This window comes from Bacteroides timonensis (assembly GCF_000513195.1).
Classification (GTDB): Bacteria; Bacteroidota; Bacteroidia; order Bacteroidales; family Bacteroidaceae; genus Bacteroides; species Bacteroides timonensis.
In genome coordinates this window covers 23,720-46,513 of record NZ_CBVI010000011.1, presented here as the reverse complement: position 1 = coordinate 46,513, position 22,794 = coordinate 23,720, and the positions used below count along the sequence as shown (strand labels likewise).

The following is a 22,794-nucleotide window of genomic DNA, read 5'->3' as shown; positions in this document are numbered from 1 at the left end:
GATAAAATCAACAAATGAAACATTAAACAAAATGCATATCATCAATAAAAAGACCAACCAATCTACCCATATTAAATCGGTTAATCTGCATAATTAAGCCTTATAACACTCCATCTACTTTAATAGACAATTATATTATTTAATTCTCAACTTTTCATAATTAGCATTTGAAATTTCATAATATTCCGTAGCAAAATCCTTTGCTTCGTATTCTGACCTCTCTACAAACCCAGTATTTTTAGAAAGATTTTTATTATATTCTTTAGCATCTTCCAATAGTCCTCTATTAGTAGGATATTGGAAACGAATTGTTCCATCATTCTCTTTCTTTATATACCATGTTAATGGTTCAAATTTTCCTTTGGTATATGAATCGTCATTTGTCACATAATTTAAAGAAAAGTCATCATCAAATTCATATGCCAACATTTCTTCTTGATTATCGTAAGTAGCTCTATTATGCCCAAAACTTCGTCCTCCGTTTAACATGTAAACTTTATTGATACCTGTTTGAAGATTCCACATTTTATTATACTCTTCTTTTTTTATAAAAAATACGGTTCTTTTTTATAGCTATGATACCCTTCTTCTATAGATAGGTAATCATAATAATAGTCTTGTTGCCCTATATAAAGCATATAAATTTTTTCACCTTTATATATTACTGATTTTATCTGCAAACTCAAAATCTCTTCATCATTGTATGAATACAAATAATTTTCCGCATATTTAGGAACCTTATTATTGTTCTTAAAATCATTAAGAATAACATTGTAATATCCACACCATTTATTATATGTATCATTATAACACCACCCCACGACGGATGATACAATTTGAGATTGTTGACTAATCTTGATAACATCTGCGCCATCAACTCTTTGCTGCCCGTTTAATGAAATTACACAACACAAAAAGACAGCCGTCACAATAATAAACTTATTCATATTTTCTTAACTTATAACTATTCATATTTTTGATTGACCAATTGTCTTTGAGTATCAACATCTTCGATGATGATTAATAATAATTTCCAATTAGACAATTTCACAGGATCACCTGATTGGTATCTCATCTTGATTTTATAAATCAAATCTCTCTTGTCACCACAAAGTTGATGTGTAAACTTATTAAAAACAACTATAGTTTCAAAATTGACTTTCTCAAATTTATAACCTATCCACGAAAAATCTAATTCTCCTCTAGAAAACATTCTTTTACAGAACGTATCAGCAATTCTGCCACATAGTCCATTATTATCTATTGGATTTACATATTCAATAGAGTTGGTTGCTGTTGCCGATTTTACAGTTGTAGGAAAACAAAATAGTATTGCCAATAAACAAATCACTATAACATTTTTTGTATTCATAATTAAAATAATCAAACTAAAGGGGATATAAGAAAGGTGCAGGCATCTCTCTACTCGCGTTCAACGGGAAGCCTGAGAAACAAACCCTGCACAAAGATAGAAAGGATTTCTGAAAGAGCAATGAAAGAGTGATGAAAAAGACACTGATACAATAGTTTGCAGTTTCCCACGGTAGGAAACGGGACGTTACATGGAGAATTGTGTTGCTCAGAAGGCTACACCATTTCCCCCAAAGGGTGTAGCCATCCACCCCGAAAGGTGTAGCTATCCGCCCAAAAGGGTGTAGCCTTGTAGTATGAAAGGAGGTTTTCCTGTAAAATAGGAAGGAGAATCTTCTCCTAAAAGCTGTTTTAGCTCCTACTTTCAGGCTTTTCTCCGACGTTTTTAAAAGAACGTTTTGATGTCTTTTACCCTCTTTACATGTAAATTTGGACAGGATTATTAAAGTAACACATACAGAATAGTGAATAATCAGAATTACATCTTTCTTTTTGAACATCCATCAAGTCATTTCCTTGCATTCTTTTCCATCAGTATCGGGAAGGTTTCCAGATTTTCTATTCAGGCCGTTTGTCCTGTCTTTCCGTATAAAACGGGGAATGACAACAATATTCACAACAGAACAATAAGATTAACGGACACCAACAGATGTCCGATTGAACAAACAATGTACTCCCCCAATACTTAGTCCGATGCGAAGGCACACAAAGAAAACAGAAAAAAGGAAAATAAAATTAGAAGAATACAAATGGAAAGTGATAACTTTGTCCCAACAATAACAGATAAACGCTATGAAGAAGATACATCTCTTCCTGCTGCTGGGCCTGCTACTTGCAGCATGTGACAAAGACAAGGACAAAGACGAACAACCCATTTTCGTAACCGACATCGTGATGCCCGACCCGGGAATCGAGTTCACTCCCGGCGACAAAGTAACCATCAAAGCACAAGGCTTTCAGACGGACGATGACATCATGCTTGATATCCGCTGGCCGCTCGTAGACCAACCGCTCTTTGACGAAGGATATGCACGCGGCGTATCGGCCGTCATCACGGAGAAAACAGCCACCAGTATCACGCTCCTGGCACCCGGACACTACCCGGCCTCTACCACAGAAGTATTCCTGCGCCGCTCCAGTGAAATGATGTCACTGGGAAAGATTGCGGTGAAAGACGGACAATCGCCCGAAGAGTTCCAGCTCTACGGCATTGTCAATTCCAAATCCAATACAGACTATCCCTACTCCATCGAACACATAGAACGCGGAACGGGAAAGATTACAAGAGTGGAACAATTCACGGATGGCAAAGAATTCTCTTGTGCAGTCAACATCTCCGGAAGTTTAACCCTCTGCGGGATTCAATCGCAGGGAGGAAACCGGAACATCGCCAACTACGACCTGTCCATGAACTACTGGAAGTGGGCGGAACTGGGGCAAACTGTGACCCTCTGCACCAGCTATAATAATATAGTAGCGATACAGGAAGTCGACCCGAATCATGTGTCGGCACACGTTGTCAGTTCTTGGGCCAACACCCGAAGTGACTATCCTGCAATCCCTAGCATAAAGTTGCCCGACGGCATGAAATCCGAAGCCCTGGCCCGTTATCCCGGCGTGATAGCGGATAGCAATCTGTTGCTTTCAGCAGACAACGGCAACGGCACCTTTTCTCCTGTTGTAGTAGACCTTGGAAAGCATAGCATGCACGCTTTAGCCCCCCTACAGTCCACCGCCCTGATTCCTTTCTGGATAATGGTGCCTGTAGAAGATGCAGGAAGTACGAAGTATACACTTAGCGGCGGATATGCCGTAGTAACCGACAGCGGAACGGAATTCCGCCTTTGGAATACCACCACCATGAGTATGGCAGAGCCTTTTGCTACCTCTCCCGACTATGCATGTTCAATAGCAACGCACATGAAAGATGCGAATACGCAGGAACTCTATGTGCTGTCCACCGGGAGGAGCGATCAAATGATTGGGGTTTACGATATACTGAAGAAAGAGTGGAACTTGAGGTTATTCCCAGGCGTTTATCCGTATTCGGAGATTGTGCTGGCACGGTAAAGCAGGAGGAGGACATTCCTGTTTTCATGAAAAAGGATGTCTTTATTGTCAGCTTTACGTGATTTCTGAAAAGCAAATCTGAAATTATTCTCATAAACAGGTAACTTCGACGTTGAATGCAAATAACTTAAATCTACATGGCTAAAATAAAAGTACAAAATACAGAAATTACAGTTCTAACAAATAACGACCAGGATTATATTTGATTAACCGATATGGCACGTAGTCAAATGCAAGAGCACATATTATTCAGATGGCTTAGCTTAAAAAGTACACTTGAATATATCGGTGAATGGGAAATATTATACAACTCACATTTTAATTGTACCGAATTCGGTACAATTAAAAATATGGCTGGTAGTAACAATTTTGTTCTATCAGTTAAAACATGGATAGAACGAACTGGAGCTATTGGCATAATATCAAAAGCTGGAAGATATGGTGGCACTTATGCCCATAAGGATAATTCACACTGACGCTATCAAACAGAATCTTATTCCAGTAGAAGTAACAGCTAAGCAAGCAAGCATTATTTATGCCGAAGAAGCCGATGTGCTTAATGTGGCTATGTTTGGGCAAACAGCTAAAACATGGCGAGAGCAACATCCCGAACTAAAAGGAAATATCCGTGACTACGCTTCCATCAATGAACTTATTTGCCTCTCGAACATGGAGAACCTCAATGCCGTATTTATTGATCAAGGTATTCCCCAAGGTGAACGGCTAATTAAACTCAACCAAATAGCTATTCAACAAATGAGAATACTAGAAAATGATGAGAATAAAAAACGATTGAAATAATTCAGGCATGCACTTCATTTTCTTTATCACCTTCATCCCTACGGGGAAAATAATCCACCTCTGCACCGGATAAGGTTTATTTCTTCCCCCTCAGATCATCCTTGGGTATCGTCGTCTCACTACCGTCGCGCGTAGCGATGTAGTGCGGCGACATAATCTCGATGCCCTCTTCATTAAATCTATCCTGGATATTCTGATGCAAATCGGAATACACCTGCGCCAACTGGTTGGCATCCTTTATATAAGCATTCACCTGATAGACCGGATAATAATCCTGAAGAGACGTTTCCAATACAAACGGACGCGGATCATCTACCACTCCGGGTGTATTCAGAGCGGCCTCAACCAGAAGTTGATGCGTCTTCCGCCAGGGAATATCATACCCCACACTCACTTCCGAATGAATAATCAGTCCATAGTCGCGTGCCGACTGACTGAAATTCACCGTATGCGAAGACATGATGAAAGAGTTCGGGATAGTTACCACCTCATTCTTCGGCGTACGGATACGCGTCACTAACGGAGTCTTCTCTATTACATTGCCCGTAGTATCATTCAGTTTGATGCGGTCGCCCAATTTGAAGGGACGCATATAAGTGATTACTAATCCCGCAATAATATTCCCGATCACCGTACTCGAACCCAACGAAACAATCAAGCCGACAAAGACCGATATCCCCTGAAAAACACCCGACTTGGAACCCGGCAAATAGGGATAAATCATAGCAATCATAAACGCATAAAGCAGGAAACGCACAATGTGAAACGTCGGCATAGCCCAATCGGCATAGAAACCGCCTATCTTCAACCGCTCCGATTGAATTTCACTGGCAAGATAGCGCACCAGCCTCACCAGGTACTTCACGGCAAGCCATATCACAAAGATAGTGAACAGATTGGGAATATATTCCACTATACCCAGGAAGATACTCTTTATCGGATCCCATATATACGAGAACAACTTGTAGGCGAGGTCTTTTGTCTGAGGGAATATGGAGAAGAGCAATGGCACCGTCAGCACCAATTGAAGCAGCATCACCGCATATCGCAACAGATTTGCCAGGAAGACAAGCAGATTCACCTGCTTCTGCGTATCCAGCAATTCGTAATCCTGAATGGAGATAGGTTTCAGTTTGGTATCTTTCAATCGTTGGATACGCACTTTCAACTTATTGAACAACCAGGTGGTGAGTTTAAACAGCAGATACTGGCCTATGATTACAAGAATGAAATAGAGAATGCGTTTGCCAAGCTGCCACAGGCTATGCTCGTCTTTCATCACCTTTAGCTTGTCTACGATCACTTTACGCTTGGCAGCCGCCAACTGATCGCGCGAACAACCTTCCCACAGACCATCCTGATCCGTAAAAGAAGAAAGAACCTTATTACCATACATCAGATCGGTAACAATATCACTACTCTCTAAGTAAACCGAATCCGGTTGCAGATTAAATCGCTTGCCCAGTTCCGTTATTGCCGCTGCATTCATTTCGGCACGTTGCTGCGGAGTATGCCCGCCCCGCTTGGCAAACAGGTAATACAGCGTATCGCCTTCCACCACTACCGGCACACCCGGCGTCATCCGCCTGAGCGAGTCAATGCGCAATCGCTGCTTTGCCAGCTTCAGGGAGTCCGCCGCATCATACTTCAGCCTCATTTGCTCTATCTCCATCCTGAGATTAGCCTCATTCAGCCTTGCAACCTCCAAGTCCTCTTTCATCTTCAGCAGATGAACCGAGTCTGTATCTGCCCTTTGGGCGACAACAGTCCCCAAAGTATCGTCATTAAAGACATCTAATACCTTCTCTACCAGCTGGGCAGATGCGCCGCCCGCAGGCAACAGCAAGAGCCAAAGACATAATGCACGTATTCCCTTCATATAATAGCCCTTAATCAGGTTACTTAAAAACAACAAATTAATTAACGTGCCAAACATACGGAATGTTTTTCACTTTTCATAAAAGGAATTAATTATATTTGCACAAAAAACAGAATTCTCATGGATATTCTTTGTCTTATCGGAGGACTTCTCCTCATCCTTTTAGGGGCCAACGGACTGACAGACGGAGCCGCATCCGTCGCCAAGCGTTTCCGCATCCCCTCCATTGTTATCGGGCTCACCATCGTAGCTTTCGGGACTTCCGCTCCCGAACTGACAGTCAGCGTATCTTCGGCTCTGAAAGGCAGCGCGGACATCGCCATCGGAAACGTTGTAGGCAGCAATATCTTCAATACACTAATGATCGTAGGCTGCACGGCACTCTTCGCCCCAATTGTTATTTCCGGAAATACGTTGCGCAAGGAAATCCCACTCTGTATCCTGTCCTCCATAGTATTGCTGATTTGCGCAAATGATGTCTTACTGGATCATAGCTCCGAAAATATAATCAGCATTACAGACGGATTACTCCTGCTCTGTTTTTTCTTGATCTTCCTCGGATATACCTTTGCCATCGCTTTCCAAGGAAAGAAAGAGGGGGAAACGGAAGAAGAAATCAAACAACTTCCCATGTGGCGGTCCATACTATATATAATAGGTGGACTGGTAGCTCTGATTGCCGGCGGCAGTTTCTTTGTGGATGGTGCCAGTGGCATTGCACGCAGTCTGGGAGTAAGCGAATCCGTCATCGGATTGACTTTGGTAGCAGGCGGCACATCCCTGCCCGAACTTGCAACCTCCATTGTTGCTGCCTTAAAGAAAAATCCGGAAATTGCCATTGGAAACGCGATTGGCAGTAACCTGTTCAACATCTTCTTCGTGTTAGGATGCAGTGCTTCCATCACACCGTTGCACCTGACGGGTATCACAAATATGGATCTGCTGGTACTGGTAGGTTCGAGCATCTTGCTGTGGCTATTCGGATTGTTCTTTGCCAAGCGTACCATTACCCGCATCGAAGGCAGCATACTGATACTTTGTTACATAGCATACACCATAGTACTTATTTATAACGTTTAATGGGAGGCATCAATATATCATACTTCATGAACGGAGCTGCATTCATGTTCTTCGGATATGTCAGTTTCCGCTTGCTCACACATAGGCCACGCTCACGGATACAGAGCATACTGGGACTCACCCTTGCTTTCTGGGCATTATTGGAGTTCAAGGATATATTACTCTATTTTCCTTCACTGAAAACCGAACAATTGGTCAATTCCCTGCTATTCATTGACGGATGGGCAGTTGCCGCCTGTTCCTTCTATCTTCTGGAATTAACGGCACCCGGATGGCTTAACTGGAAGAAAGTTTTTTTGCTTTTCAGTCCCTATATTGTATTTACAATTGCCTATTTGTGTACATTCCATGCCCCCATTTTCCCTTTTTATTTCGGATTCATTCTACTCTATAGTGCCGTTATTGTACTCATAGTTACATTCGCTGCCCGACGCTACCAACGATACATACGCAACAACTACTCTTATTCAGAACATATCGATGTGGCATGGTTGAAGAAAGCCACATTTATTCTCGCCATCTGCCTGGCAACATGGGTATATACCAGCATGAATATTACAGGCTGGGGAGATACTATTTATTATATTTCTTCTGTCATATTGTGGTTTGTTATTATCCATTATTCAGCCTATCAGATCAGTATCCCTATGCCTAACAACCTGAAAGGCAACCTCCTGGCTAAAGAGCCTGTAGAAGAGAACGGAACCAGCGGAACGGAACAGGATAACGGTTCTTATTACGCTTTCCGGGAAGAGTTACTGAAAGTAATGGAAGAGCAACAACTCTACCTGAATCCTAAACTGACTATCAGCGATGTAGCCAATGCCATTGGAACCAACCGCACCTACCTATCCTCCTATTTCAACAACAAGCTGAATATCACTTTCTACGACTACATCAACAACCTGCGCATTGAGAAAGCCGGCAAGCAACTACTGACCATCTACCCCTATACCATGAATATAGATGAGATAGCCGAACGTTCCGGATTTAACTCCACTTCCACCTTCCGGCGTGCTTTCCTCAAAAATACAGGTATGACACCTTTACAGTATCGGAAAAGCATACAGCAATAGATCAGTTTTTATCTCTGCCGCGTGGTATTTTAAAGATTATCATGTATCTTTGCCACTTCATTAGACATAAAATTATGGCAATAACAATCAAAAAAGTTTCCACAACAAAAGAATTGAAACGGTTCATCCGCTTCAATTACCGGCTATATAAAGGCAACCCTTACTCTGTCCCCGATCTTTACGACGACATGCTCAACACTTTCAATAAAAAGAAGAATGCGGCGTTTGAATTCTGTGAGGCAGAGTATTTCCTGGCTTACCAAGACAACAAAATAGTAGGCCGCGTAGCTGCCATAATCAACCATAAGGCCAATGAAACCTGGGATAAAAAGAACGTCCGTTTCGGCTGGATCGACTTTATTGACGACCCGGAAGTATCGGATGCCTTGATCCGCACGGTAGAAGAATGGGGAAAAGAACGCGGAATGACTCATATACAAGGTCCGTTGGGCTTCACTGACTTCGACGCAGAAGGTATGCTGGTAGAAGGCTTCGACCAACTCAGCACCATGGCAACCATTTACAATTATCCTTACTACCCGCAACACATGGAGCGCATGGGATTTGAAAAGGAAGCTGACTGGGTGGAATATCAAATCTACATTCCGGATGCCATACCGGATAAACACAAACGTATCTCCGACCTTATCCAGCGTAAATACAACCTCAAGATTAAAAAATATACATCAGCCAAAAAGATAGCCCACGATTATGGACAGGCCATCTTTGAGTTGATGAACGAAGCTTATAAACCCCTGTTCGGTTATTCCGCTCTGTCGCAACGGCAGATTGACCAGTACGTGAAAATGTATCTCCCCATCGTAGACCTGCGCATGGTGACGCTTATTACAGATGCCGACGACCAATTGATTGCCGTAGGCATATCCATGCCCTCCCTGTCCGAAGCTTTACAGAAAGCGCACGGCCGGTTATTGCCTTTCGGATGGTACTATCTGCTGAAAGCATTGTTCATGAAACGACGTGCTAAAATGTTGGATTTGTTGCTTGTTGCCGTGAAGCCGGAGTACCAAAACAAAGGTGTTAACGCATTGTTATTTTCCGATTTAATTCCGGTTTATCAGAAATTAGGTTTTATATTTGCAGAAAGTAACCCTGAACTTGAAATGAATGGTAAAGTACAAGCCCAATGGGAATACTTTGAAACCAAACAACATAAACGACGCAGGGCGTTTGTGAAAGAAATTAATAATTAAGAATGAAGAATGAAGAATTGCCATGCGGCATCACAGCGCAGCCAAATTCTTCATTCTTCATTCCTCATTCTTCATTAAATAAGCTATGGAAGAAATCAACGGACTGATGCCCGAAGGCAATGTAGAATATACGGAAGACAACATTCGTCATTTGGACGACATGGAGCACATCCGTGTCCGTTCGGGTATGTATATCGGTCGTTTGGGCGACGGTACGCAGAACGACGACGGTATCTATGTATTGCTAAAAGAGGTAATGGACAACAGCATCGATGAGTTCAAAATGGGTGCTGGTAAACGGATCGAGATTAACATTGAGGATAATCTCCGTGTCAGTGTGCGCGACTATGGTCGTGGTATTCCGCAAGGAAAGCTGATTGAAGCGGTGAGTAAACTCAATACCGGCGGTAAGTACGACAGTAAAGCTTTCAAGAAAAGTGTCGGACTGAACGGCGTAGGTATCAAAGCAGTAAATGCACTTAGCAGCCGCTTTGAAGTACGTAGTTATCGCGAAGGTAAGGTCCGTATTGCCATTTTTGAAAAAGGTAATCTCCAGAGTGATGTAACGGAAAGCTGTAACGAGGAAAGCGGAACTTATATCTTCTTCGAACCGGACAGCACGTTATTCCTGAACTATTCCTTCCAGGCTAATTTCGTGGAAACGCTGTTGCGTAACTACACGTACCTGAATACAGGACTTTCCATTATATATAACGGTCAGCGCATTATCTCACGCCATGGACTGGAAGATTTGCTGAACGACAATATGACCGCACAGGGCCTTTACAATATCATCCATCTAAAAGGAGAAGATATTGAAATAGCCTTTACGCATACGAATCAATACGGCGAGGAATACTATTCTTTTGTCAACGGCCAGCATACCACACAGGGTGGAACACACCAAAGTGCGCTTAAAGAACATATTGCCCGCACCATCAAGGAATTCTACAACAAAAACCAGGAATATGCCGACATCCGCAACGGTATTGTTGCCGCCATTGCCATCAATGTGGAAGAACCCCAGTTTGAAGGACAGACCAAGACTAAACTCGGTTCCCCTTCCATGTCTCCCGGCGGTGTAAGCGTGAATAAGTATGTAGGCGACTTCATCAAAACGGAAGTGGATAACTATCTCCACAAGAATCCGTTGGTTGCGGAAGTCATGCTGCAAAAGATACAAGACTCCGAAAAGGAACGCAAAGCCATTGCCGGTGTAACCAAACTGGCACGTGAGCGCGCAAAGAAAGCCAACCTGCACAACCGTAAGTTACGCGATTGCCGTTACCACCTTAATGACGGCAAAGGAAAGGAACAGGAATCCGAGTCCTGCATCTTTATCACTGAAGGTGACTCCGCCAGCGGTTCCATCACAAAGAGCCGTGACGTAAATACGCAGGCTGTATTCAGTCTTCGTGGTAAACCGTTAAACTCATTCGGGCTGACTAAGAAAGTGGTATATGAAAACGAAGAATTCAATCTGCTACAAGCTGCCCTGAACATAGAAGATGGCATTGAAGGATTGCGTTACAACAAGGTGATTGCCGCTACCGATGCCGATGTGGACGGTATGCACATCCGGTTGTTGCTCATCACATTCTTCCTGCAATTCTTCCCCGATCTGATAAAGAAAGGGCACGTCTATATCCTGCAAACTCCATTGTTCCGCGTACGCAACAAGAAAAAGACAATTTACTGCTACACGGAAGAGGAACGGCAAAAAGCCATTGCCGAGCTGAGTCCCAACCCGGAGATTACCCGTTTTAAAGGTCTGGGAGAGATCTCGCCTGATGAATTCCGGCATTTCATCGGCAAAGATATGCGTCTGGAACAAGTCACTTTACGCAAAACGGACCTTGTAAAGGAATTATTGGAATTCTATATGGGTAAAAATACCATGGAACGGCAAAACTTTATTATTAACAATCTGGTTATAGAAGAAGATCTGGCATCATGAGAAGAGCAATCTTTCCGGGAACATTCGATCCTTTCACTATCGGCCATTCATCGGTAGTGACCCGCGCACTGACTTTTATGGATGAAGTCATTATTGGAATTGGTATCAACGAGAATAAAAACACCTACTTCCCTATTGAGAAGCGCGTGGAGATGATACAGAAATTCTACCGGAACGAACCACGTATCAAGGTCTACTCCTATGATTGCCTGACGATTGATTTTGCCCGGCAGGTAGACGCGCAGTTTATAGTTCGTGGTATCCGTACCGTGAAAGATTTCGAATATGAAGAGACCATTGCCGATATCAACCGTAAACTGGCAGGCATCGAAACCATTTTGCTCTTTACCGAACCTGAACTGACATGTATCAGCTCGACTACTGTCCGCGAGCTTCTACAGTTCGGCAAAGATATCAGCCAGTTTATCCCCGAAGGGATGGATATTTAATGATTAGTGAATTAGTGATAAGCGAAAAAGAATGATGAAGAAATTTCTTATCTTTATAATATGTATATGCGGTGCCATGGCTTCCATGCAGGCGCAGAATATGGGCAACTTGGCTGCCCGCAAGTTACAAATGGCAGAATTTGCCATCACCAACCTGTATGTAGACTCGGTAGACGAGAATAAACTGGTGGAAGAAGCTATTATCCGTATGCTCGCCCAACTCGATCCGCACTCCACATACAATGACGCCGAGGAAGTGAAAAAAATGAACGAGCCTTTACAAGGTAACTTCGAAGGTATCGGTGTGCAGTTCCAGATGATAGAAGATACATTACTTATTATACAGCCCGTCAGCAACGGACCGTCTGAAAAGGTTGGTATTCTGGCAGGCGACCGTATCGTGGCAGTGAACGACAGCGCTATTGCCGGCGTAAAAATGTCCACAGAAGATATAATGGCACGCCTGCGCGGCCCGAAAGACTCAGAAGTAAAACTAACCATTGTCCGCCGCGGAGTGCACGATCCCTTATACTTCACTGTAAAACGGGATAAAATACCCATTCTAAGTTTGGACGCTTCGTATATGATACAGCCCAAGACCGGTTATATTCGCATCAACCGTTTTGGTGCCACTACCGCCGAAGAATTTACCGCCGCCCTCAAAGAACTACAGAAGCAAGGAATGAAAGACCTGATACTCGACCTGCAAGGCAATGGTGGCGGCTATTTGAATGCAGCAATTGATCTTGCCAACGAGTTCCTGCAACAAAAAGAACTGATTGTATATACCGAAGGAAGAACCTCTCAGCGTAGTAATTTCTACGCCAAAGGCACAGGTAACTTCAAGAACGGACGCCTCATCGTGCTGGTAGACGAATACTCTGCTTCAGCAAGTGAAATCGTAACCGGTGCCATACAGGACTGGGACAGAGGCGTAGTTGTAGGTCGCCGTACTTTCGGTAAAGGGCTGGTACAACGTCCCATCGAATTGCCCGATGGCTCTATGATCCGCTTGACCATCGCCCGTTATTACACCCCATCCGGACGTTGCATCCAGAAGCCGTACGACCATACAGCCAATCTGGACGGCAGAGGCCTTAGCAAAGACGACGGCCAGGAAAAATACAATATGGAACTGGTAGATCGCTTCAACCGTGGAGAAATGATGCATGCCGACAGTATCCATTTTCCTGATTCATTGAAGAACTCCACTAAGAAGTTGAAACGTACCGTATATGGTGGCGGTGGTATCATGCCCGACTATTTCGTGCCTATCGATACAACCCAATATACCGATTATCACCGTAATCTGGTTGCCAAAGGCGTTGTCATCAAAGCAACAACCAAGTATATCGAGAAAAATCGGAAAGAACTCCAAGAGAAATATAAGAAGTTCGATGCCTTCAACAATAAATTTGAGATAGACGAACAGATGCTTGCGGACATACGCGCTGCCGCCGATAAAGAAAAGATTGAGTTCAACGAGGAGCAGTACAACAAATCATTGCCCCTCATAAAAACGCAGTTGAAAGCCTTGATAGCCCGTGACCTGTGGGATATGAACGAATACTTTCAGGTGATAAACACCACGAACAACAGCGTGCAACAAGCCCTTAAGATATTGAACGAAAAGATTTACGAGAAGAAGCTACCGCTTTAATTGCCGAATAACCACTTATTCAGCCAACGGTTCACATAGATATTTACTACGGCACATCCGGCTCCGATGACTGCACCCGCCAGCACATCGGACGGATAGTGTACGCCCTCATTCATACGGGATACTCCGACAGAACATGCCCATAAGGCAGATGGAGCGATTACATACCATTTCGGATACTTCACACAAAGTGAAGTTGCCAATGCAAAAGCAGTTGCCGTATGTCCGGAAGGAAAAGAAGGACTGGTTTCATGACTATAAGCATGAACCCGGTCGGGATAGCGGTCGAACGGGCGTTCACGATCTATAAAATACTTCATGCCATAAGTCACAACAAAAGCACCGGCAACACTGGTACCTACATAGACAGCATCCTTCAATAATTCGCGGTCTTTTTTCACCCAGGCAGCCAATGCCATCGCCACAGGAACCCCCACGGCAATATAAGGTTCAGTACGAGAAATTATTTTATTATAATTACGAATGAACTTACCATCCCAACTATTTATTTTATGCAAAGTATTAATGTCCCAGTTCTGGGCAGAAATATTGAATACAAGTAATGATGCAAAAAATACAAAAAAAATAGTCCGTTTCATGTAGTCTTTCTTATAGTTTGCTGCAAAGATAGACGATTTTGTTAGAGTATTCACAAAAAAATTCTATCTTTGTTGCCATAATTTTAGTAATTCGTCTTATATTTCATGACAAAAGACACTCTTTGCACACGGCAAGTAGATTGTACTCTATGCCCAAAAATCTCAGACGGGACATTGGTATACCGCCAATATCCCCAGGGGCAGCATTTCTCAGCGGAGAAGTGTACCCAGAACTGCATGATCTTTATGTTAAAGGGAGAATTGTTGATAAATAGTAACGAATACCCGGGTACTACGCTCCAGAGCAGACAATGTGTACTGCAAGCCATCGGTTCAAAAATGGAGTTGTTAGCACTGACCGAGGTGGAATATATCGCCTATTGGTTTACGGAACTTCCACTTATATGTGAAGACCGTTACAAGGAAATCCTCGAACGTTCTGAGGCTCCGCTGACCTACACGCCGCTGATAGCCAATACCAAACTGGAGCGGTTGCTGCATGATATTGCCGACTATTTTAAAGAACAGCCTTCCGCATGCGGGAAATATCTCGACATCAAGCGTCAGGAACTGGTTTACATACTAACCTGCTATTATCCCCTGCGCCAAATAAGTACGTTCTTCTATCCTATCAGTACTTATACGGAAAGTTTCCATTATTTCATTATGCAGAACTATGACAAGGTGAAGAATGTGGAAGAATTCGCCCATTTAGGTGGATATACAACCACTACATTCCGTCGTTTGTTTAAAAATATGTATAACGTTCCGGTGTACGAATGGATACTGGACAAGAAGCGTGAAGGTATTCTGAACGATCTGCAATTCACCAAGCAACGTATCTCCGTGATCAGTTCACGTTATGGTTTCGACTCTCTGTCGCACTTCGCTCATTTCTGTAAAGACTCCTTTGGAGACACCCCTCGTTCCTTGCGAAAACGTGCTGCCAGCGGAGAGAAAATCACCATTATAAAAGAAAAAAATGACGACCCAGCCAGGGAACAGGGTGACGAGTAAGAGTAATCTTCCCTTGTCACCCTGTTCCCTGACTCACTTGTCAACTTCTATCTATTCCCTGAATTACGGAATTATTTCTTTAATTCCTTGTTTAATCAATGTATTTCTTCTATTTTTGCGGGAAATTAGTGTAAGACCCTAAGTAAAAGCAAATTTTCTAACTATTAAATAATTTAAATTCAATCATTTATGTGGTTAAGTAATTCATCTGTAGGAAGGAAAGTGGTGATGAGCATTACCGGTATCGCCCTTGTCCTGTTTCTAACGTTTCACATGGCGATGAACCTGGTTGCATTAATCTCGGCAGAGGGATACAACATGGTTTGTGAGTTCTTGGGGGCAAACTGGTATGCCTTGGTGGCTACGGTAGGTTTGGCCGCTCTTTTCATTATTCACATCATCTACGCTTTCTGGCTGACAATGCAGAACCGCAAAGCACGCGGTACCGAACGTTATGCCGTAGTTGATAAACCCAAAACTGTAGAATGGGCTTCTCAGAACATGCTCGTATTGGGTCTTATCGTAATCGTAGGTCTGGGTCTGCACCTGGTAAACTTCTGGGCAAAAATGCAGCTTCCTGAGTTGATGCACAACATGGGTATGCATGCTGATACGCTTACACTGGCTTATGCCGCTAACGGTGTTTATCACATTCAGAACACATTCAGCAATCCGGTATACGTAGTGCTTTACCTCATTTGGCTCGGCGCACTGTGGTTCCACCTGACTCACGGTTTCTGGAGTTCTATGCAATCTCTGGGTTGGAACAATAAGGTATGGATTAACCGTTGGAAATGCATCTCCAACATTTACTCTACTATCGTCGTTGTATGTTTCGCCTTGGTAGTTGTCGTATTCTTCGCAAAATCATTGTGCGGCGGTGCTTGCTAATTTGTAAATTGTAAACGATTAAAATGTAATAGCATTATGACTAAGATAGATTCAAAAATTCCGGAAGGACCGGTGGCTGAGAAATGGACCAACTATAAAGCTCACCAGAAATTAGTTAACCCTGCTAACAAGCGTCGCTTGGATATCATCGTAGTAGGTACGGGCTTGGCAGGTGCTTCTGCTGCCGCTTCACTCGGTGAAATGGGTTTCAGAGTATTCAACTTCTGTATTCAAGACTCTCCGCGCCGTGCACACTCCATCGCAGCACAGGGCGGTATCAACGCTGCAAAGAATTACCAAAACGACGGTGACTCTGTTTACCGTTTGTTCTACGATACAGTAAAGGGCGGTGACTACCGTGCCCGCGAAGCTAACGTTTACCGTTTGGCTGAGGTTTCCAACAGCATTATCGACCAATGTGTGGCACAAGGTGTCCCCTTCGCCCGCGAATACGGCGGTTTGCTGGATAACCGTTCTTTCGGTGGTGCTCAAGTATCACGTACGTTCTATGCCCGCGGCCAAACCGGACAGCAGTTGTTGCTGGGTGCTTACTCTGCACTGAGCCGCCAGGTAAACGTAGGTACCGTAAAATTATACACTCGTTACGAAATGCAGGACGTTGTCCTCGTTGACGGACGTGCCCGCGGTATCATCGCTAAAAACCTCGTAACCGGTAAACTGGAACGTTTTGCTGCACACGCAGTAGTAATCGCTACCGGTGGCTACGGAAACGCATACTTCCTGTCTACCAATGCAATGACTTGTAACTGTACAGCTGCCGTTTCTTGCTATCGCAAGGGTGCCTGGATGGCCAACCCGGCTATGGTACAGATTCACCCCACTTGTATTCCCGTTCACGGTGACAAGCAGTCTAAGTTGACTTTGATGTCAGAGTCTCTGCGTAATGACGGTCGTATCTGGGTTCCGAAGAAGAAAGAAGATGCCATAAAACTCCAAAAGGGTGAAATCAAGGGAAGCGATATTCCTGAAGAAGACCGCGACTACTACTTGGAACGCCGCTATCCGGCATTCGGAAACTTGGTTCCGCGTGACGTTGCCAGCCGTGCCGCTAAAGAACGTTGCGATGCTGGTTTCGGTGTGAACAATACAGGCTTGGCAGTATTCCTCGATTTCTCTGAGGCTATCAGTCGCTTAGGCATTGATATTGTTCTTCAACGTTATGGCAACCTCTTTGATATGTATGAGGAAATCACTGACGTTAATCCGGGTGAACTGGCAAAAGAAATTGCCGGTGTGAAATATTATAATCCGATGATGATTTATCCGGCTATCCACTACACAATGGGTGGTATCTGGGTTGACTACGAACTGATGACTTCTATCAAGGGTCTGTTCGCTATCGGTGAGTGTAACTTCTCCGACCACGGTGCCAACCGCCTCGGTGCTTCAGCATTGATGCAAGGTTTGGCTGACGGTTACTTCGTATTGCCTTACACTATTCAGAACTATCTGGCTGACCAGATTACAGTTCCCCGTTTCTCTACCGACCTGCCTGAATTCGCAGCAGCAGAGAAAGCTATCCAGGAGAAAATCAACTGGATGATGAACATCAAGGGTAAGAAGTCAGTAGACTCTATCCACAAGGAACTGGGCCACGTGATGTGGGAATATGTAGGTATGGGCCGTACAGCAGAAGGTCTGAAGACCGGTATTGCCAAACTGAAAGAAATCCGTAAGACATTCGAAAAAGACTTGTTCATCCCGGGAGATAAGGAAGGTATGAACGTAGAGCTGGATAAAGCTATCCGCCTGTACGACTTCATTATCATGGGCGAATTGGTTGCTTACGACGCTCTGAACCGTAACGAAAGCTGCGGTGGTCACTTCCGTGAAGAATACCAGACTGAAGAAGGCGAAGCAAAACGTGACGATGAAAACTTCTTCTACGTTGCTTGCTGGGAATATCAAGGTTCCGACGAAAAAGCTCCTGAGTTGCTGAAAGAACCGCTGGTTTACGAAGCAATCAAGGTACAGACTCGTAACTATAAGAGCTAATCGGGAAGTTGAACATTTAAAGAATTAAAGAAAATGGATAAAAATATAAGTTTCACACTGAAAGTATGGCGCCAGAAAGGCCCAAAGGCAAAAGGCGCTTTTGAAACATACCAAATGAAAGATATCCCCGGTGACACTTCATTCCTCGAAATGCTGGATATCTTGAATGAACAACTGATTTCTGAAGGTAAAGAACCGGTTGTATTCGATCATGACTGCCGTGAAGGTATCTGCGGTATGTGTTCGCTCTACATCAACGGACATCCTCACGGTCCTGCAACAGGTGCTACTACCTGTCAGATCTATATGCGTCGTTTCAACGATGGTGACACTATCACTGTTGAACCTTGGCGTTCTGCCGGTTTCCCGGTCATCAAGGACTTGATGGTAGACCGTACAGCTTACGACAAGATTATGCAAGCCGGTGGTTACGTTAGTGTGCGCACGGGCTCTCCTCAGGATGCCAATGCTATCCTGATTCCGAAGCAAATCGCTGACGAAGCTATGGATGCAGCTGCTTGTATCGGTTGCGGTGCTTGTGTAGCTGCTTGTAAGAATGGTTCCGCCATGTTGTTCGTTTCCGCAAAAGTTAGCCAGCTGAACTTGCTGCCGCAGGGTAAACCGGAAGCATTGCGTCGCGCAAAAGCTATGTTGAGCAAGATGGATGAACTCGGATTTGGTAACTGTACCAATACTCGTGCTTGCGAAGCCGAATGTCCGAAGAACATCTCTATCAGCAACATCGCCCGTCTGAACCGCGATTTCATCATCGCAAAACTGAAAGACTAATCAGCCCTTTCTACATTTGATTAATATCACAAGAACTCCTCTACCGGGAAACCGGTAGGGGAGTTCTTCTTATGTAAGCCTGGGAAGTAACTTTCACTTCTCCTTATATTCAGTCTGTTTTATCCTGCTGAAAATCTCCTGATATCGTACTATCAGTTCCAGATTCACTTCAATGATATAATTGTCTTCTCCACCTCTTTCGAATTAGTCCCTATCATTATCTCAAATTTACCAGGCTCCGTAATATATTTCAAGTTCCTGTTCATGAAGCTAAGATCTGCCGATGAAAGAATAAACGTCACCTCTTTTTCTTCACCCGGATTTAATTCTATTTGCTGAAATCCCTTTAGTTCCTTAACAGGACGTGTTACGGAGGCAACCAGGTCGCGGATATAAAGCTGTACCGTCTCCTTGCCTCTATATGCCCCGGTATTTTTCAACTTCGCAGACACCCGGATCGTATCCTCCATTGTATATACATTGGCAGAAGTCTTAGGCTCCGACAACTGAAATGTAGTGTAGCTCAACCCGTAGCCAAACGGATAAGCGGGTTCAAAATCAATATCCTGATACCGGCAAGAATAAGCTACTGTCTTACTTTCCGGCCTTCCGGTACTTTTGTAATTATAATAGACAGGAATCTGTCCCACATGTGCAGGGAAAGTCATAGGCAGTTTACCGGAAGGATTATAATCACCCGAGATGATATCAGCTATGGCGTTCCCACTTTCGGTTCCCAACCACCAAGTCAAGAGAATTGCATCGGCATGAGGCTCCATATCATTAAAAATCATTGGCCTACCGCCCATCAGTAAAACAATAACCGTCTTACCCGTCTTCTTCAACTCTTTCACCAGCAATTGCTGATTGGCATTAATGGCAATGTCAGCCCTTGACTTTGCCTCTCCACTCTGATTAAATCTTTCGCCAACAGCCACTACTATAACATCGGCGCGATTGGCAGCCGCACGGGCTTCAGAAAGCCGTAAATCATTTGTTTCCAAATCATATCCATCAGCATAATTGACCGTTACATTGGGAAAACGTCTTTTCAAGCCCTCATACACGGTCACGACTTCTTTCTCTACACCTTCATTCGCCCAAAAGCCCATCATATCCTTTTGAGAATTAGCCAAAGCTCCTATCAATGCAATTCTTCTGCAAGACGGAGATAAAGGAAGTGCTTGACTCTCATTCTTCAATAGGACAACGGACTTTCTTCCGGATTCCCGGGACAAATCCCTGAGACGGGTGCTCAATACGGTTTTCTTTTCCCGTTCTTCGTCACAATAACGGTATGGATCATCAAAAAGTCCGAGTTGAAACTTCTTCAACAAAATACGCTTTACCGCTTCATCAACATATTTAATGTCCACAACGCCCTCTTCCACCAACTCTTTCAGATGTTTATGATAAGCTCTCGACTCCATATCCATATCACATCCGGCATGAATAGCAATCTCTGCCGATGCCTTCAGGTCGGATGCATATCCATGGGCAACCATTTCTTTGACCGATCCCCAATCGGAAACAATAAACCCGCTGAAAGCCCATCCTTCTTTAAGGATATCGCGTTGTATATATGCATTTCCCGTAGCCGGAATACCGTTTATGTCATTAAAGCTATTCATAAAAGTAGCCACACCGGCATTTGCAGCTGCCCGGAAAGGAGGCAGATAAGTATCGTGCAGCGTCAGGTCAGAAATGTCTACCGTATTGTAGTCCTTACCTGCAATGGCCGCCCCGTAAGCCGCAAAATGCTTGGCACAAGCCATTACCGTATGAGTATCCGCCAGATCATTTCCCTGAAACCCCTTTACCCGTGCTTCGGCCACTCTGCTACCATACCAGGTATCTTCACCCGCTCCTTCCATAACACGCCCCCAGCGTGCATCACGGGTTATATCTACCATCGGAGCAAAAGTCCAGTGAATACCTTGTGCAGAAGCTTCCTCCGCAGCACCGGATGCAGTTCTTTCCATCAAATCCAGATCAAAACTTGCCGCTTCACCTAAGGGAATGGGATAGATGGTACGCAGACCATGAATAACATCCTGCCCGAATAACAATGGAATGCGAAGGCGGGACTGCATGGCATAATTCTGCATCTCGCGCGTATATTTTACCCCCTTAATATTGAGCATGGCTCCGACTCTACCCGCCTTGATCTGCTCTATTTTAGTAGAATCCTCCACCACCGGCCCTGTTGCCTGCCAGTTGCCGGTATATTGGTTTAACTGCCCGATTTTCTCATCCAGTGTCATCAGGCTGAGTACAGAATCGACCTTCGAGCTATAGTTGTGCATAGAGTTATTTCCCGACTGGGCACTATATGCCGACCAACACATCATTAATACAAAGAATACTCCTGTATTTCTGTATAAGCAAACTCTTTTATTCGTAATAAACGCCATAGATAAAAATGATTTATTGAATAGAACCGTTTCAACTTTAATTTGTCCTAAAGCCGAAACGGTTCTTATATGAATACCTATCAAAATCCAACTATTTACTTCTGCGAATCAAAGTAACGAGTGAGTGTGTAAGCCTGCTTGTTTACTTTCTCCATTCGCCGCAATAAAGGTAACCAGGGAGAATATTCGCTGTCTACAATTCCTTTGTTGGAATCCCTGTTGGAAGGGTCTGTTGTCAAATCCTCCGGATCATTATCCTGATACCTGAACCAGTGCCATCCTACCGAGTATGGATTGCGGAGCAACTGCAAACAGAAGTTTTCGTAAAAGATCCCCCGGTCATCCTGAGTCGGTACATTCCATCCCGCACCGGTTGCATTGGGCAAACCGGAATCTTCTCCTTTCACATACCATTCGGTAATCAGAAAAGGTTTGCCCGACCATTCTCCCCAGTTATTCATCCGTTCCTGTTCCGGCTGCCACTGGCGGTAATGATTTATAGAAATAATATCCATATACTTACCTGCTACCTTAAAGATAGCCGGATTGGTAAGTTCCTGATTCTTATCCTGATTAAACCGACATCCGAGATACATGTGATTAGAATCTATACGGCGCAGCACCGAAGTCACTTTCTGCATATACGTCTCGAAGAAGAAGGCGGAAAATGCAAGACGGTCTTCCTCGGTAATATCCGCCACGGTTGCTTCCTTCCCTTTCCGTTCATCCAGCCATTTCCGTGCTGCCAGGTACCCCGGTTCATCTTTAGCCAGAAAGTTAAGATGGCGGTCCAGTGCATCAGTATACCAAGGCAATTCATTGTCTGTAAAATAGCCTAACAGGTAAGGATCGTCTTTATACCGTGCCAATGGAGCAAGGGCCTGCTCTACATATTTGTCAAACTCATCATCGAACACCATAGGCAGATTGAACCGATAGCCCTGCCAGCTGGCCACCTTATAGGTACCTCCATATTTCTTCACATGCTCATGCTTATAGTTCCCCATAGGGTTGACAATCAGTGTATAAACCAATGGCGTTTGACTGGTACGGATATCTTCCACTGCCGACCAGGCTCCGGCGCCATTAAATCCATACGAACGTAACATTTCCGTCTCTGCCTTCACCCACTGGGCACGTGTACCGAATTTTTCCTGAAATGCAAGCTGTTGCTTCTTCGAAGTTCCAGGCCCAAATGCTACCACTGCCCGGTGATGGAACAGATACCCTTCGGGATCAATAATCCACCATCGCCCATTAATCTTCTCTGTGCGGAAAAAGCCGGTTGCCTCCTGGCGGTCCGTCTTATATCCTCCGAACACAGACAGGGCCGGTTCCTTTTTCTTTTTAAATCCTTTCAGGTTATCCACAGTATACGCCTCGTAAGGTGTCCAGTTCTCCACAGTGCTGTTGGCACGTGTCTGTACCCGGACAGTTTTACCAGACTGTGCAAACAGCACTGAAGAAGCAAAAAGAGATAACAAAAGTGTGGTTACTATTTTCATACTTAC

The 22,794-nt window shown here is 44.1% G+C and carries 18 protein-coding genes and 1 pseudogene; 12 read left to right on the top strand and 7 right to left on the bottom strand.

What is annotated here, in order from left to right; translation table 11 throughout:
* Nucleotides 1-135: 135 nt before the first annotated feature.
* From BN161_RS03510 to BN161_RS29335, 3 genes are read right to left on the bottom strand one after another with little or no spacing between them, the layout of a single operon-like run.
* Nucleotides 136-525, bottom strand: a complete 390-nt coding sequence (locus BN161_RS03510) for a hypothetical protein (protein WP_044263178.1) — start codon at nucleotides 523-525, stop codon at nucleotides 136-138.
* 20 nt (nucleotides 526-545) lie between these two features.
* Nucleotides 546-947, bottom strand: coding sequence for a hypothetical protein (locus tag BN161_RS03505; protein ID WP_044263176.1), 402 nt, complete (start codon nucleotides 945-947; stop codon nucleotides 546-548).
* A 17-nt stretch (nucleotides 948-964) separates the two neighbouring features.
* Complete coding sequence (locus BN161_RS29335; RefSeq protein ID WP_125910743.1) at nucleotides 965-1,372, bottom strand: hypothetical protein; 408 nt, start codon at nucleotides 1,370-1,372, stop codon at nucleotides 965-967.
* Between the two features lie 791 nt (nucleotides 1,373-2,163).
* On the opposite strand from BN161_RS29335, the gene BN161_RS03495 reads away from it, so the two are divergent.
* The gene (locus BN161_RS03495; RefSeq protein WP_044263171.1) at nucleotides 2,164-3,441 is read left to right on the top strand and encodes a WD40-like domain containing protein; all 1,278 of its coding nucleotides are present in this window, start codon (nucleotides 2,164-2,166) and stop codon (nucleotides 3,439-3,441) included.
* Between the two features lie 137 nt (nucleotides 3,442-3,578).
* A pseudogene (locus BN161_RS03490) lies at nucleotides 3,579-4,242 on the top strand (KilA-N domain-containing protein).
* A gap of 76 nt (nucleotides 4,243-4,318) precedes the next feature.
* Here the strand turns inward: BN161_RS03490 and BN161_RS03485 are convergent.
* A complete protein-coding gene (locus tag BN161_RS03485; protein WP_044263191.1) occupies nucleotides 4,319-6,121 on the bottom strand; it encodes a mechanosensitive ion channel family protein in 1,803 nt (600 codons plus the stop codon).
* A 120-nt stretch (nucleotides 6,122-6,241) separates the two neighbouring features.
* Here BN161_RS03485 and BN161_RS03480 point away from each other — a divergent pair, with 120 nt between their 5' ends.
* From BN161_RS03480 to BN161_RS03455, 6 genes are all read left to right on the top strand, one after another.
* Nucleotides 6,242-7,201: a calcium/sodium antiporter gene (locus BN161_RS03480; protein WP_044263168.1), complete on the top strand. Its 960-nt coding sequence runs from the start codon at nucleotides 6,242-6,244 to the stop codon at nucleotides 7,199-7,201.
* A gap of 26 nt (nucleotides 7,202-7,227) precedes the next feature.
* Nucleotides 7,228-8,277: a helix-turn-helix domain-containing protein gene (locus tag BN161_RS03475; protein WP_244436405.1), complete on the top strand. Its 1,050-nt coding sequence runs from the start codon at nucleotides 7,228-7,230 to the stop codon at nucleotides 8,275-8,277.
* Between the two features lie 74 nt (nucleotides 8,278-8,351).
* Nucleotides 8,352-9,491, top strand: a complete 1,140-nt coding sequence (locus tag BN161_RS03470; RefSeq protein ID WP_044263164.1) for a hypothetical protein — start codon at nucleotides 8,352-8,354, stop codon at nucleotides 9,489-9,491.
* Nucleotides 9,492-9,576: 85 nt separating this feature from the next.
* Complete coding sequence (locus tag BN161_RS03465) at nucleotides 9,577-11,448, top strand: DNA topoisomerase IV subunit B (RefSeq protein WP_044263162.1); 1,872 nt, start codon at nucleotides 9,577-9,579, stop codon at nucleotides 11,446-11,448.
* Complete coding sequence (coaD, locus tag BN161_RS03460; RefSeq protein WP_044263160.1) at nucleotides 11,445-11,897, top strand: pantetheine-phosphate adenylyltransferase; 453 nt, start codon at nucleotides 11,445-11,447, stop codon at nucleotides 11,895-11,897. Before BN161_RS03465 ends, coaD begins: the two co-directional genes overlap by 4 nt.
* A gap of 34 nt (nucleotides 11,898-11,931) precedes the next feature.
* On the top strand, nucleotides 11,932-13,557 hold the full coding sequence (locus BN161_RS03455; RefSeq protein WP_044263187.1) for a S41 family peptidase: 1,626 nt from the start codon (nucleotides 11,932-11,934) through the stop codon (nucleotides 13,555-13,557).
* Here BN161_RS03455 and BN161_RS03450 read toward each other — a convergent pair.
* Nucleotides 13,554-14,156: a phosphatase PAP2 family protein gene (locus BN161_RS03450; RefSeq protein WP_044263158.1), complete on the bottom strand. Its 603-nt coding sequence runs from the start codon at nucleotides 14,154-14,156 to the stop codon at nucleotides 13,554-13,556. The genes BN161_RS03455 and BN161_RS03450 overlap by 4 nt on opposite strands.
* 105 nt (nucleotides 14,157-14,261) lie before the next feature.
* Here BN161_RS03450 and BN161_RS03445 point away from each other — a divergent pair, with 105 nt between their 5' ends.
* The 4 genes from BN161_RS03445 (at nucleotide 14,262) to BN161_RS03430 (ending at nucleotide 18,869) form a co-directional block, all read left to right on the top strand.
* On the top strand, nucleotides 14,262-15,173 hold the full coding sequence (locus tag BN161_RS03445) for a helix-turn-helix domain-containing protein (RefSeq protein ID WP_026367033.1): 912 nt from the start codon (nucleotides 14,262-14,264) through the stop codon (nucleotides 15,171-15,173).
* Between the two features lie 189 nt (nucleotides 15,174-15,362).
* Entirely contained in the window at nucleotides 15,363-16,064 is a 702-nt protein-coding gene (locus BN161_RS03440; RefSeq protein WP_022208625.1) for a b558 family succinate dehydrogenase (Or fumarate reductase) cytochrome B subunit, read from the top strand.
* Nucleotides 16,065-16,100: 36 nt separating this feature from the next.
* Nucleotides 16,101-18,080 (top strand): fumarate reductase/succinate dehydrogenase flavoprotein subunit, encoded by a 1,980-nt coding sequence (locus BN161_RS03435; RefSeq protein ID WP_044263153.1) that lies wholly within the window; start codon nucleotides 16,101-16,103, stop codon nucleotides 18,078-18,080.
* A gap of 33 nt (nucleotides 18,081-18,113) precedes the next feature.
* Complete coding sequence (locus BN161_RS03430; protein WP_007211613.1) at nucleotides 18,114-18,869, top strand: succinate dehydrogenase/fumarate reductase iron-sulfur subunit; 756 nt, start codon at nucleotides 18,114-18,116, stop codon at nucleotides 18,867-18,869.
* 164 nt (nucleotides 18,870-19,033) lie between these two features.
* On the opposite strand, the gene BN161_RS03425 is transcribed toward BN161_RS03430, so the two are convergent.
* Together BN161_RS03425 and BN161_RS03420 are read right to left on the bottom strand one after the other, a co-directional pair.
* Nucleotides 19,034-21,283 carry a glycoside hydrolase family 3 N-terminal domain-containing protein gene (locus BN161_RS03425; RefSeq protein WP_052356163.1) on the bottom strand — a complete coding sequence of 750 codons (2,250 nt, stop codon included), beginning with the start codon at nucleotides 21,281-21,283 and terminating at the stop codon, nucleotides 19,034-19,036.
* 95 nt (nucleotides 21,284-21,378) lie between these two features.
* Nucleotides 21,379-22,788 (bottom strand): hypothetical protein, encoded by a 1,410-nt coding sequence (locus BN161_RS03420; RefSeq protein WP_044263148.1) that lies wholly within the window; start codon nucleotides 22,786-22,788, stop codon nucleotides 21,379-21,381.
* Between the last annotated feature and the right edge of the window lie 6 nt (nucleotides 22,789-22,794).